The 12726-nt window shown below is 34.6% G+C and carries 16 protein-coding genes; 8 read left to right on the top strand and 8 right to left on the bottom strand.

Going from position 1 to position 12726, the window contains the following annotated elements; all coding sequences use genetic code 11:
- The first annotated feature begins 28 nt into the window (after nucleotides 1-28).
- Nucleotides 29-1639 (top strand): Ig-like domain-containing protein, encoded by a 1611-nt coding sequence (locus ACQ65V_RS03835; RefSeq protein ID WP_430466937.1) that lies wholly within the window; start codon nucleotides 29-31, stop codon nucleotides 1637-1639.
- Here the strand turns inward: ACQ65V_RS03835 and ACQ65V_RS03830 are convergent.
- From ACQ65V_RS03830 to ahcY, 8 genes are all read right to left on the bottom strand, one after another.
- Nucleotides 1623-2402 carry an amidohydrolase gene (locus tag ACQ65V_RS03830; protein ID WP_430466936.1) on the bottom strand — a complete coding sequence of 260 codons (780 nt, stop codon included), beginning with the start codon at nucleotides 2400-2402 and terminating at the stop codon, nucleotides 1623-1625. The genes ACQ65V_RS03835 and ACQ65V_RS03830 overlap by 17 nt on opposite strands.
- A gap of 2 nt (nucleotides 2403-2404) precedes the next feature.
- Nucleotides 2405-2893, bottom strand: coding sequence for a hypothetical protein (locus ACQ65V_RS03825; protein WP_155088101.1), 489 nt, complete (start codon nucleotides 2891-2893; stop codon nucleotides 2405-2407).
- Nucleotides 2894-2964: 71 nt separating this feature from the next.
- Nucleotides 2965-3489 (bottom strand): hypothetical protein, encoded by a 525-nt coding sequence (locus tag ACQ65V_RS03820; RefSeq protein WP_155088102.1) that lies wholly within the window; start codon nucleotides 3487-3489, stop codon nucleotides 2965-2967.
- A gap of 68 nt (nucleotides 3490-3557) precedes the next feature.
- Nucleotides 3558-4700 (bottom strand): methionine aminotransferase, encoded by a 1143-nt coding sequence (locus ACQ65V_RS03815; RefSeq protein WP_155088103.1) that lies wholly within the window; start codon nucleotides 4698-4700, stop codon nucleotides 3558-3560.
- A gap of 41 nt (nucleotides 4701-4741) precedes the next feature.
- A complete protein-coding gene (locus ACQ65V_RS03810; protein ID WP_155088104.1) occupies nucleotides 4742-5218 on the bottom strand; it encodes a very short patch repair endonuclease in 477 nt (158 codons plus the stop codon).
- A gap of 154 nt (nucleotides 5219-5372) precedes the next feature.
- Entirely contained in the window at nucleotides 5373-5666 is a 294-nt protein-coding gene (locus tag ACQ65V_RS03805; protein ID WP_155088105.1) for a GIY-YIG nuclease family protein, read from the bottom strand.
- 72 nt (nucleotides 5667-5738) lie between these two features.
- A complete protein-coding gene (locus tag ACQ65V_RS03800; protein WP_430466935.1) occupies nucleotides 5739-6203 on the bottom strand; it encodes a DUF1569 domain-containing protein in 465 nt (154 codons plus the stop codon).
- Nucleotides 6204-6299: 96 nt separating this feature from the next.
- Nucleotides 6300-7616 carry an adenosylhomocysteinase gene (ahcY, locus tag ACQ65V_RS03795; RefSeq protein WP_155088107.1) on the bottom strand — a complete coding sequence of 439 codons (1317 nt, stop codon included), beginning with the start codon at nucleotides 7614-7616 and terminating at the stop codon, nucleotides 6300-6302.
- Between the two features lie 133 nt (nucleotides 7617-7749).
- Here ahcY and ACQ65V_RS03790 point away from each other — a divergent pair, with 133 nt between their 5' ends.
- The 7 genes from ACQ65V_RS03790 (at nucleotide 7750) to arfB (ending at nucleotide 12545) form a co-directional block, all read left to right on the top strand.
- Nucleotides 7750-8376 carry a 4'-phosphopantetheinyl transferase family protein gene (locus ACQ65V_RS03790; RefSeq protein ID WP_273291368.1) on the top strand — a complete coding sequence of 209 codons (627 nt, stop codon included), beginning with the start codon at nucleotides 7750-7752 and terminating at the stop codon, nucleotides 8374-8376.
- Nucleotides 8376-9101 (top strand): geranylgeranylglyceryl/heptaprenylglyceryl phosphate synthase, encoded by a 726-nt coding sequence (locus ACQ65V_RS03785; protein WP_430466934.1) that lies wholly within the window; start codon nucleotides 8376-8378, stop codon nucleotides 9099-9101. The genes ACQ65V_RS03790 and ACQ65V_RS03785 overlap by 1 nt, the downstream gene beginning before the upstream one ends.
- A 77-nt stretch (nucleotides 9102-9178) precedes the next feature.
- Nucleotides 9179-9439: a thiamine-binding protein gene (locus tag ACQ65V_RS03780; RefSeq protein ID WP_430466933.1), complete on the top strand. Its 261-nt coding sequence runs from the start codon at nucleotides 9179-9181 to the stop codon at nucleotides 9437-9439.
- Nucleotides 9423-10055, top strand: coding sequence for a nicotinamide riboside transporter PnuC (gene pnuC / locus ACQ65V_RS03775; RefSeq protein WP_430466932.1), 633 nt, complete (start codon nucleotides 9423-9425; stop codon nucleotides 10053-10055). Before ACQ65V_RS03780 ends, pnuC begins: the two co-directional genes overlap by 17 nt.
- Nucleotides 10016-10585, top strand: coding sequence for an AAA family ATPase (locus ACQ65V_RS03770; RefSeq protein ID WP_430466931.1), 570 nt, complete (start codon nucleotides 10016-10018; stop codon nucleotides 10583-10585). Before pnuC ends, ACQ65V_RS03770 begins: the two co-directional genes overlap by 40 nt.
- Nucleotides 10582-12141 carry a DUF4301 family protein gene (locus ACQ65V_RS03765; protein WP_430466930.1) on the top strand — a complete coding sequence of 520 codons (1560 nt, stop codon included), beginning with the start codon at nucleotides 10582-10584 and terminating at the stop codon, nucleotides 12139-12141. The genes ACQ65V_RS03770 and ACQ65V_RS03765 overlap by 4 nt, the downstream gene beginning before the upstream one ends.
- Entirely contained in the window at nucleotides 12141-12545 is a 405-nt protein-coding gene (gene arfB, locus ACQ65V_RS03760; RefSeq protein WP_430466929.1) for an alternative ribosome rescue aminoacyl-tRNA hydrolase ArfB, read from the top strand. Before ACQ65V_RS03765 ends, arfB begins: the two co-directional genes overlap by 1 nt.
- Nucleotides 12546-12726: the final 181 nt, after the last annotated feature.

Below are 12726 nucleotides of genomic sequence, written 5' to 3'. Positions count from 1 at the left end.
TTTCTTTGTGCTAAATTATTTGCAATTAATGCGCTCATATTTACTACACATTCTAAGTATTGTTTCCATTGCAATAACTCTAGTGAGTTGTGCCAATCGTGGTTCGCCATCTGGAGGTGAAATAGACGAAGAACCTCCGGTAATCGTTGATGAGAGTCCAGAAAATTTCTCAACTAACTTTAAAGAAGATGAAATCAGGATATATTTTAATGAGTATGTAAAAATAAAAGACATAAGAAAACAACTCATTGTTTCTCCACCAATGGATGTTGATCCGGTTATTGTGCCAATGGGTAACGCAAGTAAATATATTTCAATAACGATAAAAGATACACTTCAAGAAAATACTACTTACGCCTTTAACTTTGGTGAAAGTATAGTGGATAATAATGAAGAGAATCCTTATCCATATTATCGTTATGTATTTTCAACTGGTGATACTATTGATTCACTTTCGGTGAGAGGTTATGTAGAGGATGCCATACTAGAAGAACCAGACACCTTTATTTCTGTAATGCTCTACGAAGTAGATTCTACTTACACAGACTCTATTGTTTATAGGGAAAAACCAAGATACATCACTAATACTTTAGATAGCTTAACGACCTTTAGCATAGATAATATTAAAGCCGGAACGTATAAACTTATTGCCTTAAAAGACAAAAACGGAAATTATAAGTTTGATCAAAAGGATGATAAAATAGCATTTCACGAGGATTTCATATCAGTGCCATCAGCATCAGAATATCAATTGACCTTGTTTAAAGAAGAGGCAAATTTTAAGGCTGTTAAACCAAAGCAAGAAGGTAAATCTATGATAATGTTTCCGTATGAAGGAGATTATGAATCCATGCGAATAAATGTTTTGGGCGACAAGCCAGAAGGCTATCAAACACGTATTGTTAAAGATCCAACTACGGATACACTTTATTATTGGTATAAGCCAGATTTTGAAGTAGATACCACCTTGTTTCTCGTGACTAACGAAAAACATGTAGATACCTTTAAACATCGATTTAGAAAACTAGAAGCAGATTCTTTAGAGATAAAAACAGTAACATCTGGTACACTGAATTTTGAAAATGAATTCACTATAGAAGGGAGCATACCATTGACAAAGATCGATACCACAAAAATTAAATTGATTAATCGAGACTCTACCGAGATAAACTATGGAGTGGAGTATGATTCTATATTAAACCGTTATAAATTTCCTGTTGTAAAAGAAGAAGGGCAGAAATACTTTTTCGAAATGTTGCCTGGTACTTTTACGGATTTTTATGAAGGTACCAATAAAGATACTCTGAATTATACCTTTAGAACCAAGTTGAAATCTGAATATGGTAATATTAGAGTGAATCTAAGAAATGCTAAATTCCCATTGATTGTACAATTGGTAGATCAGAAAGGTGTGGTGTTATATGAGCGTTATACCATAGAGTCTCCAGTGGTAGATTTTACCAATATTTCACCACGGCAATACAGCCTACGTGTAATTTATGATGCCAATGGTAATGGTAAGTACGATACAGGTAATTATCTATTGGGCATTCAGCCAGAGCGTGTGAGCTATTCTCCTCCAATAGAAGAGGTAAGGAAAAGTTTCGATTTTATTATCGACTTTACGCTTTTAGATTAAAGGCATCTCTGTCTTTTAAGAAACCAAGCTTTTCGCGGTATTTTGTAATGTGTTCTTTTTCTAGAGTAACAATTTCAATAGCTTCTTTACTTTCAGGTATAGAATCCATGCGATGACCTAACACATCATAAGCGGCAGAGTGCCCAGAATACTCATAATTATTACCATCTAAGCCAACACGATTGACTCCAATGCAATAAGCCATATTTTCTATAGCACGAGCTTTTAAAAGTGCATCCCAAGCATCGGTACGTATTTTTGGCCAATTAGCGACATATAGTAAAAGATCATAGTCCTCGGTATTTCGTGCCCAAACTGGGAAACGTAAATCGTAACATACCATTGGGCAAATTTTCCAGCCCTTATAATTCATTGTTAATTTTTCAGTTCCAGCGGTATAGACTTTATGCTCTCCAGCCAAAGTAAAGGTGTGCTTTTTATCGTAGTGTGTAATTGTACCTGAAGGTTCTACAAAAATCAATCGGTTATAATAGTTGTTGTTTTCAGTGATAACCAAACTTCCTACAATAGCAATTTGCTTTTTATCGGCCAATTGTTTTAGCCAATTGATGGTGTTACCATCCATGATTTCTGCAACTGAGGAAGCATTCATGGTAAAGCCAGAAGTAAACATTTCTGGCAAGATAATAAGGTCGGCACTTTCTATAGTGTTGACCTTTTTTTCTAAGTTAATTCTATTGGCTTCTGGATTTTCCCAGACTAAACTGGTTTGGATAAGTGCAACGGTTAGGGAATTGCTCATGGTTATAGCTTTTTCTTGGCCTTCTCTACTTTTTCGGTAAGTTTTTCTATTTTTTCTAGCCATTTACCTTCATCAACAGGCGATAGTTTGCCTCTCTTTTTTAACTTTTCGTATTTAGATTGTGCATTTTCTAAGTTGTTTTGCGCTCTATCAAAATTCTTCTGAAGTTTCTCTCTTTTCTTCAATTCCTTTTCAGCCTTCTTTTGGGCTTTTTCTGCTTTTTTTTGAGCTTTTTCTGCCTTTTTGTTCTCTTTTTCGAGTTTTTTGGCTGCTTTTTCTGCTTTTTCCTTCATTTTTAGTTCTTCAGAAATTGCAGCAGCTTTTTTTAAAATAGTTTGTTTGTCTTCTAGATTTAAAGTTTCTGTGACATCTTCACCGTTTAAAAAGATTTTTTCCTTTTTTACTTCATAAGTCTTTCCGTCTTTTTCCACCTTTTGGGCAAATGATGAAAAAGAAAATGCCAGGAATAATAGTATGATATAGTATTTCATTGTCTTAAAATTTAAGTTCACTAATGTGACACAGAAAAGTACAAAAAGTAACAGATATAACTTAGTTTCTGTTAGGTTTTTTTAAGTTTTTGAAATGCTTCCTCAACCTCTAATTTTAACTTTTTCAGTTCTTTTTCTCGATCTTTAATTTCCGCTGGTGAAAGTGAACCTTCTTTTCTTAATTTTTCAAATTCTTTTTTATGGTCTTCATAACGTCTTTTAATATTTACATAATCGTCTCTTGCTTCTTCAGATGCTTTAAGCTTATCTTGTAGTGCGTCTAATTTTTCTTTTAACTCTTTCTGCTTTTCTTGGGCTTTTTTTTCAATTTTCTCTTGTTCTTCAATAGCTTTTTCCAAAGTTTCTTGTTCTTTCTCTGTGGCACTTTGTGCGCTTTCTTTTTGATTTACTAATTTCTGCAATGAATTTTTTTCAGATTCAGTTAGTTTTCCCGTTACATCTTCTCCATTATTTATTATCGTATTTCCTTTTACTTCATAGACCTTACCTTCATCAGTAATTATTCGTTCACTACTTCCGCAAGAGGATAAAATCAACAATAATAATAGTATTGATATTTCTTTTGAATTAGCCATAGGTATTTATTTAATTATATGCCCAAATGATAGCATTTAAATGGTTGATTTATTAACTAATATGATTATTAAATTAGCTTTAAAACATCCGCTGCTTTAACTAAAGTTTCATTAGTTTTAGCAAAGCAGAAACGTAACACTTTATCGTCCTTACCATTTTCATTAAATACAGACAACGGGATTGATGCAATCTTAAACTTTTTTGTTAATCGCTTAGCGAAATCCACATCGTGTTCATCCGTAATTTCAGAATAATCTAAAACCTGAAAATAGGTGCCCTGTGAAGGTTGAAACTTAAAGCGAGATTCTGAAATGAGATTAAGAAACAAATCACGCTTCTGTTGAAAGAAATCATTCAATCCTAAATACGTTTCTGCATCTTGCATATAGTCAGCAATGCCTTTTTGCGCAGGATGATTAACGGAAAAGACATTGAACTGATGTACTTTTCTAAATTCCTTCATCAAATATTCTGGTGCACAGCAATACCCAATCTTCCAACCCGTGTTGTGGAACGTCTTTCCGAAAGAAGCTGTGATAAAACTGCGCTGTTTTAGATCATCAAATAAGCATACACTTTGATGATGTTCGCCGTCAAAAATAATGTGTTCGTAAACTTCATCACTTAGTACAATGATGTTGGTGTCTTTTGTCAGTTTTTGAAGTTGAAGCATATCATGTTTAGTCCAAATCGTTCCACTTGGATTATGAGGGGTATTGATAACGATCATTTTAGTTTTTGATGATATTTTTGAAGCAACTCCCTCCCAATCGACTTTATAGTTTGGTGCAGAAAGCTGAATAGGAATCGTTTTTCCACCATTGACCTCTATTGCAGGTTGGTAACAATCGTAAGCAGGTTTAAAAATGATGACTTCGTCACCATGCCGCACAAATGCTGAAATAATGGTATAAATGGCTTGCGTGGCACCTGCAGTGACCGTGATATCCTTTTCAGGATGGTAAGTCGATTTATAGAGTAATTGGTATTTGTTTGATATTGCCAATCGTAAATCGAGATTACCAGCCATTGGTGCATATTGGTTATAGCCATTGTTCATGGCATTGCTGACTAGATCATTCAATTTTTGCGAACTCGGATAATTTGGAAAACCTTGCGAAAGATTTATAGCATTATGCTCTTTTGCTAAAGCACTCATTACGGTAAAAATAGTAGTGCCTACATTGGGTAATTTAGATTGGTGTTGCATAGATTTAAAGATACTAAAACCATAAATCTTTTAAAACTTATTTAAGGTTTGTTTAATCCAGCAGTATGTAAAAACATCATCACATCATTAATGCATGTTTTGAGATTGTCTTTTATTTCATGGGTCCAAAATCTAAATACAGTAAAATCAAGTTCTCTTAATTGTTGGTTCACTTCTCGATCGCGTTGCATATTTCGCTCTATCTTCGGAATCCAAAATCCACGGTTGCTTTTTAGTTGGTCCTTTCGCTCATCCCAATTGTAGCCATGCCAAAATTCACCATCAATAAAAATGACTAATTTGTATTTTTTAATGCTTACATCTGGTCGTCCAGGTAGTTGTTTGCTATCTACACGATATCGCACACCTTTTCGCCAAAGTGCCTTACGGAACAACAATTCTGGTTTGGTATTCTTACCACGTATTTTGCTCATTATTTTAGAGCGTTTCTTTGTGGTATAGAAACCAGATTCTTCGTTGAATCTTGGGACTTTTATTTTTTCTTCGGAATACGGCATTGATAAATTAAAATAACAATTTAGAATTTTTTTTCAAAGAGTTCACCTTCTCGATACAATTCCTCATTCTTCGGAATCACTCGAAGTGACGAAATGTGGTTAGTACGTCAGTTCGAGTGAAATTGCTTTTTCAGCAATTTTGTATCGAGAACTCTTATTTGTTAAAACTCTTCTTTGCTAAATTGGAAAGTTTATCAAATTCATTATTAATTAGTGCTTCCTTTTTAGCTCTCGACCATTTTTTAATTTGCTTTTCTGTCTGGATAGCTAAGTTGATATCAGTGAACCCGGCATAAAAAACTAATTTTATTGGTCTACGAGTATAAGTATAACTCTCTATATGCTTACCGTTTTTATGTTCAGAAATTCTATTTGTCAAGTTAGACGTTATTCCTGTGTAATATGTGTCATCAGAGCATTTTAAAATGTAAACGTAAGATTGTTTCATTTGATAAATATAAATACTTCTCGATACAATCCCGAGGTTTCGGGATCACTCGAAGTGACGAACAGTTCGAAATCATTTCAAAATATCTCTAATAATTTTTAAATGATGATTGGTATGCAGCATCAAAAAACGATTAACTCTTTTAGTATTAATATGTCCAAACAAGGGATGCTTAAAATAAGCATTGTTATCTAATTTATTAATGACATCAATATTAGTTTTTGTTGTTTCCAATTGTGCTAATAAATCCTCTTTTGTGATATCATTTGGTGGTAAAACGTATTTTGGTGCTTTTGCTTTTCCTCTTGGGAAAAATCCCAGCGTGAAAAACACTTTTCCTAAAAAGCTGAAATTATTTTGATACTCTGCTGGGTTAGATTTCTCTAAAGTATTAATAACACTGTTTATCACTTTTAAGCTGTGATCCAAATGCCATCCAATGGATGATTTTGAAACTTCAGGATTTTCGAATTCGTATTTTGGTATATAACTTTCAATTTGGCTGATGTAATTGTTCAGGTTTTTAGTTGATGCCATGGATATATAGTTTGGGATAAGGTAAATAAAAAAAATCCCAAACTCTAAAGTTTGGGATTTTTCGATTATGAGATTCCTGTTTTCGCAGGAATGACATTAATATCTGTAATGTTCAGGCTTATAAGGCCCTTCAACATTAACACCAATATATTTTGCTTGGTCTTCTTTTAATTCCGTAAGCTCAACACCAATTTTTTCTAAGTGTAACTTTGCTACTTTTTCATCTAAGTGCTTAGGTAACATGTATACGTCGTTTTTGTAGGCTTCAGAATTATTCCAAAGTTCAATTTGTGCCAACGTTTGGTTGGTAAATGAATTACTCATTACAAAACTTGGGTGGCCAGTTGCGCAACCAAGGTTTACCAAACGCCCTTCAGCCAATACAATGATGTCTTTGCCATCAATAGTGTATTTATCAACTTGTGGCTTAATAGTGTTTTTAGTGTCACCATAGTTGTCGTTTAACCAAGCCATTTGAATTTCGTTATCAAAATGCCCAATATTACACACTATGGTTTTGTCTTTCATCGCCTTAAAGTGCTCAGCTCTTACAATATCTTTGTTTCCTGTTGTTGTGATTACAATATCAGAGTTACCTACAACCGTTTCCAGTTTCTTCACTTCAAAACCGTCCATGGCTGCTTGTAACGCACAGATTGGGTCAATTTCAGTAATAGTAACAATACTACCAGCACCTTTAAAAGAAGCGGCTGTTCCTTTACCAACATCACCATAACCACAAACGGTTACACGCTTACCAGCTAACATAAGGTCAGTTGCTCTACGAATCGCATCTACTGCAGATTCTTTACAACCGTATTTATTATCAAACTTCGACTTAGTCACTGAATCATTAACGTTAATTGCTGGCATAGGTAAAGTTCCATTCTTTACACGCTCATACAATCTGTGAACTCCAGTTGTAGTTTCCTCAGAAAGGCCTTTGATACCAGAGGCTAACTCAGGATATTTATCTAAAACCATGTTGGTTAAATCACCACCATCGTCCAAGATCATGTTCAACGGTTGTCTATCTTCACCAAAGAATAAGGTTTGTTCTATACACCAATCAAACTCTTCTTCCGTCATATCTTTCCAAGCGTAAACGGCAGTTCCTGCAGCGGCTACTGCAGCAGCAGCTTGATCTTGAGTTGAAAAAATATTACAAGAACTCCAAGTGACTTCTGCACCTAAAGCTTGTAAGGTTTCGATTAATACCGCAGTTTGAATCGTCATGTGCAAACACCCTGCAATACGAGCACCTTTTAAAGGTTGTTCGTTTTTGTATTCTTCTCGAAGACTCATTAAACCTGGCATTTCTGCTTCTGCTAATTCAATTTCTTTTCTTCCCCAAGCCGCGAGCGACATGTCTTTTACCTTATTAGGTACGTAAGCAACTGTTTTTGTACTCATATTATTTTTTGTCTAATTTTTAAAATTGTTCCTGCCTTTGGGTTTCACATTGAAATGGTTAAATTCGCTTACCAAAAAATGCCAAATCTGCCTTAGGCAGTGCAAAGATAATCAATAGCTTTCAGAATATTAAATGCCACTGTATAAATCCATTAGCGTAAACTCACAAACTACTGTTAAAATCTGGAAGATTGAAGAGTCTTACCACGATTTAATGAAGCCCTTGGATCTAAAACCAAACAGCCTAGAACGTGTTTTAGGTATGAAAAGCGAACTGCACCAACGTGGTTTTTTAAGTGTTAGGCATTTGCTGCGGGAATTCGGTTATACGGACCAGGATTTGTATTATGATGAAAACGGTAAGCCACATCTTAAAGATGGTAAGCACATTTCCATTACGCATTCATTTACATTTTCTGGAGTGATTATCAGTGACGATGAAGTTGGAATTGACATAGAAAAACAACGTGACAAAATCAGTATTATAGCCCATAAATTTGTGGATTATGAATTCGATTATCTAGATAAAAATTCTGAAGACTACATTGGAAGGCTAACGGTTATTTGGTGCGTAAAAGAATCACTTTATAAACTCTTTGCTACACCAGGTATGGTTTTTAAAGACCATTTTTTAGTGATTCCGTTTATGTTAAAAGATAGAGAAACAGTAGCCTGGATTGATTATGAAGATAAAAAATACAGGTATAATACAGCCTTTTTAGAGTTTGAAGGGTTTACTTGTGCTTATGTGGTTCCTTAATGCAAAGTCTCTATAAAAATATCGTTGCATCTTTAAATGACGGAAAGAAAAACTTAGCTGTTCTCATCGATCCAGATAAAATGAGTATTGAACATGTTGAAGGTTTTATCAACAAGGTAAACACATCTATAGCAACACACATTTTTGTAGGTGGAAGCGAAGTAGATGAGGGAGTTACCGAAACTTTGGTTATAGAGATAAAAAAGTACACGCAACTGCCAGTTATTTTATTTCCAGGTGATCTCATTCAAATTACGGATAAAGCAGATGGCATTTTATTTCTGTCATTAATTTCTGGTAGAAATCCAGAGTATTTAATAGGAAAACACGTCGAAGCTGTTTCAAGATTAAAGCAAACAGGTTTAGAGGTAATGCCATGTGGCTATATTTTAATAGAAAACGGAAAAGAAACCTCAGTACAACGCGTAAGCCAAACTAAGCCATTGCAAAGAAATGATATTCAAAATATAGTGGATACCGCCAAAGCAGGAGAATTATTAGGAATGAAACTCATTTACCTCGAAGCTGGTAGTGGAGCAACACATCCTATTGAACCAGAAATCATTTCAAAAGTAAAGCGAGAACTAAATATCCCATTGATTGTTGGTGGTGGAATTAGGTCTAAGACAGAATTAGAATCGGCTTACAAGGCAGGAGCAGATTTAGTAGTTATAGGAACGGCTTTTGAACGGGATGAAGGATTTTTTGACAATTTGCAAAAGTAAATTGTCATTCTGAATGTATTTCAGCATCTTATAAAAAGAATATTAATAAAAAGATTACCGCTTTTGCGGCGAGTACCATGAAAATATCAATAGAACTAACACTTACACCACTAAAGGACGATTACGAATCGCATATCATCGACTTTATAAAAGTGCTGAGAGCTTCAGAATTCAAGGTTTTAGAAAATCCATTGAGCACACAGATTTATGGTGATTATGATACGCTAATGCCTTTTTTAACTCGAGAAATAAAGAAGTCATTTTCAGAAATTGAAATTGCCGTATTGAACATGAAAATCGTAAAAACCGACCGAAGCGATTATGAACCAGATTTTTGATTTTTTTTTCGCTCAATATGCCGAATACCAGACCACAGATATAGTCTTAGAAATTATAGCTGTTGTATTTGGATTCCTATCCGTTTGGTTTTCTAAGCAAAATAAGATTTGGGTGTTCCCAACAGGTATGTTAAGTACCATAATTTTTGTGTATCTACTTTTTAAATGGGAATTGTTGGGCGATATGATGATCAACGGTTATTATTTTATCATGAGCGTTTACGGTTGGTATATATGGACTCGAAAAGTAGATGAAACCCATGTCACACCTATATCTACGACGACCGCAAAAGAAAAAAAGCTAAGTCTAGGCATTTTTATAGCTACCCTAATTTTTGTTTTTAGTGTCTATAAAACATTTGACAAATGGAATGGTTGGGTTGCCTACATCGACACCATAACAACGGCGATATTTTTTGTAGGCATGTGGCTTATGGCGAGACGAAAAATAGAAAATTGGATATTCTGGATTATTGGAGATATCATATCTGTACCTTTGTATTTTTATAAAGGATTTACATTTACAAGTTTTCAGTATTTAGGATTTACTGTAATTGCAATATTCGGTTATTTAGCATGGAAGAAGCACTTAAACAACAACCTAGTAACTGTATAAAAGTCGTTTTGTTTGGACCTGAATCTACAGGAAAAACAACACTATCGCGTCAGTTGGCCAGACATTACAATTCGGTTTGGGTGCCAGAGTATGCGAGAGAGTATCTTCAAAACAAATGGAATAACGAACGCAAAACCTGTGAGCCCGAAGATTTGTTACCAATAGCAATAGGTCAAATGAAACTCGAAAATGAACTGGCTCAAAAAACGGATTCTGTTTTAGTTTGTGACACTGATTTACTCGAAACCAAAGTGTACAGTGAAGCCTATTACTCAGGTACATGTGACCCGATTTTAGAAACATATGCTCTAAAAAATTCGTACGCCCTTTATTTTTTAACTTATATTGACACACCTTGGGAAGCAGACGATTTAAGAGACAGACCCGATGAAAGAGAACGTATGTTCAAAGCTTTTGAGTCGGCTCTAAAAACGTATAATAGACCTTACGTTTTGTTAAAAGGAACTAAAGAGGAACGACTTAAATTAGCTGTTAAGCATATAGATAACCTACTACAGAATAAAAAATGAGCTTTACAGAAAAAGATATAAAACAAATTGAAGCTAAAGGATTAACAATGAAGCAAGTTGAATCCCAGATTGAACTTTTTAAAACCGAAATTCCTTTTGCAAATATCGCTAAAGCCGCAACCATAGATAACGGTATTATTGGCTTGTCCGAGAATAGCATTGAGGACAATGTGGCAAGATTTGATGCGCAAAAGGATAGCTTAGATCTCGTGAAATTTGTGCCAGCTTCTGGTGCAGCCACACGGATGTTCAAATTTTTGTATAAATTTTTAAAGGAATACAACCCGGAAGAACAATCCATTAATTCTTACATCAACAAAAGTAAGCTGAAAGAAATGTCGCTGTTTATGGTTGGGTTAGAAAAGTTCCCATTTTATGCCCAAGTTATAGAGCGATTGGAATCAAAAGGAGTGGATTTTGAAAACCTATCAGATAGTAAAAAAACCTGGCATTTTGTTCATACCATGCTCGATGAGAAGCAGTTAAATTTTGGAAATCAACCAAAAGGATTATTGCCATTTCACAAATATCGTAGTAGTCACATTTCTACAGCATTTGAAGAACACTTGTATGAAGCGGCACTTTATGCTTCAACAGACAATACAGCTGAGCTACACTTTACCATTTCAGAACGTTACAAGGATAAGTTTGATAAGGAATTTAAGCGTATCGAGGAATACGTGGAAAATAGCACTGGAGTTTCATTTAATATTTCATTTTCTTACCAGCACGAATCTACGGACACCATTGCGGTGACTTTAGATAATGAACCGTTTAGAGAAGATGATGATAGTCTGTTATTTAGACCCTCTGGTCATGGGGCTTTATTAAGGAACCTCAATGCCATTGAAGCAGATATTATCTTTATTAAGAATATTGATAATGTAGTAGTAAAGGATTACAAACATGAAGTAGCAAAATACAAAAAGGTACTGGCTGGAATTCTATTAAAACTACAATCCAAAACATTTGAGTATCTGCAATTGTTGGATAAGCAAACAATTTCGGGTGGTGAGTTTACCGAAATTGAGGAATTTCTTTCACAAGACATGATGATTAAAATCTCTAGTGAATACCAAAAATATCAGGATGAATATAAAATAGAGTATTTACGGGAAAAGCTCAACAGACCTATCCGAATTTGCGGTATGGTAAAAAATGAGGGAGAACCAGGTGGAGGTCCATTTTGGGTAAGAGATATGTATGGTAACCTATCCTTACAGATTGTGGAGTCGGCACAGATTAATTTAAAGAATAAATCACAGAAAGATATTTTAACCAATGCCACACATTTTAATCCAGTGGATTTGGTTTGTGGAGTTAAGAACTATAAAGGTGAAAAATTTAATCTCGAAAACTTCGTCGATCACAATGCGGCTTTTATAACCATGAAAACTAAGGTTGGTAAGGATCTAAAAGCACTGGAATTACCTGGATTATGGAATGGCAGTATGGCATTCTGGAACACTATTTTTGTTGAAGTGCCAATCATAACCTTCAATCCAGTGAAAACCGTCAATGATTTGCTAAAAGCACCACATCAAATAAAGTCGTAGTGGATGCAAAAGCTTTAAAATCTGAATTAACGTATAAAGCCGTCAGAAGCTCAGGAAGCGGTGGGCAAAACGTCAACAAAGTAGCATCTAAAGTTGTACTGTATTTTGACTTAGAAGCATCTTCGGTCTTCAGCGAAGAAGAAAAAGAACTTTTAAGAGCATTTTTCAGTAACCGATTAAATAAGAAGGGAGTACTAATCTTAAGCTCTGATGAGAGTCGAAGCCAGTTTAGAAATAAAGCTTTAGTAACCCAACGTTTTTTAGAACTAGTTGAGGAAGGTCTAAAAGAAGATAAAGAAAGAAAACCAACCAAAATCCCAAAAGCTGTAAAACGAAAACGTTTAGAAAACAAACGTAAGAATTCCGAAAAAAAAGCAAATCGTAAACCGCCAAAAATTGATTAAAATAATTAGTCAATAATCATTTGCAAATTATCATTTGTTACTATCTTTGCAGCGTTCTCAAAAAAGGGGTGCTGAAATGAGTTAGCAGTCGCAGTACAGAGTTAATAATTGGTTTAAACAACTTTTAACTTTTTACTTGTAACTTTTAACTTAGAAAAGCTGAGATCATACCCATTGAACC

It is taken from the genome of Winogradskyella ouciana (genome assembly GCF_965284585.1).
Taxonomy (GTDB): Bacteria; Bacteroidota; Bacteroidia; order Flavobacteriales; family Flavobacteriaceae; genus Winogradskyella; species Winogradskyella ouciana.
This window is presented reverse-complemented; position numbering and strand designations above follow the sequence as displayed.

Bases quoted from the DNA above. Each gene is read 5' to 3' on its own strand.
- ahcY (WP_155088107.1), bottom strand. From the start codon at position 7,616: ATGAGTACAAAAACAGTTGCTTACGTACCTAATAAGGTAAAAGACATG.
- ACQ65V_RS03820 (WP_155088102.1), bottom strand. From the start codon at position 3,489: ATGGCTAATTCAAAAGAAATATCAATACTATTATTATTGTTGATTTTA.
- ACQ65V_RS03790 (WP_273291368.1), top strand. From the start codon at position 7,750: ATGCCACTGTATAAATCCATTAGCGTAAACTCACAAACTACTGTTAAA.
- ACQ65V_RS03805 (WP_155088105.1), bottom strand. From the start codon at position 5,666: ATGAAACAATCTTACGTTTACATTTTAAAATGCTCTGATGACACATAT.
- ACQ65V_RS03810 (WP_155088104.1), bottom strand. From the start codon at position 5,218: ATGCCGTATTCCGAAGAAAAAATAAAAGTCCCAAGATTCAACGAAGAA.
- ACQ65V_RS03800 (WP_430466935.1), bottom strand. From the start codon at position 6,203: ATGGCATCAACTAAAAACCTGAACAATTACATCAGCCAAATTGAAAGT.
- ACQ65V_RS03770 (WP_430466931.1), top strand. From the start codon at position 10,016: ATGGAAGAAGCACTTAAACAACAACCTAGTAACTGTATAAAAGTCGTT.
- ACQ65V_RS03815 (WP_155088103.1), bottom strand. From the start codon at position 4,700: ATGCAACACCAATCTAAATTACCCAATGTAGGCACTACTATTTTTACC.
- ACQ65V_RS03780 (WP_430466933.1), top strand. From the start codon at position 9,179: ATGAAAATATCAATAGAACTAACACTTACACCACTAAAGGACGATTAC.
- pnuC (WP_430466932.1), top strand. From the start codon at position 9,423: ATGAACCAGATTTTTGATTTTTTTTTCGCTCAATATGCCGAATACCAG.
- ACQ65V_RS03825 (WP_155088101.1), bottom strand. From the start codon at position 2,893: ATGAAATACTATATCATACTATTATTCCTGGCATTTTCTTTTTCATCA.
- ACQ65V_RS03830 (WP_430466936.1), bottom strand. From the start codon at position 2,402: ATGAGCAATTCCCTAACCGTTGCACTTATCCAAACCAGTTTAGTCTGG.
- ACQ65V_RS03785 (WP_430466934.1), top strand. From the start codon at position 8,376: ATGCAAAGTCTCTATAAAAATATCGTTGCATCTTTAAATGACGGAAAG.
- ACQ65V_RS03765 (WP_430466930.1), top strand. From the start codon at position 10,582: ATGAGCTTTACAGAAAAAGATATAAAACAAATTGAAGCTAAAGGATTA.
- ACQ65V_RS03835 (WP_430466937.1), top strand. From the start codon at position 29: ATGCGCTCATATTTACTACACATTCTAAGTATTGTTTCCATTGCAATA.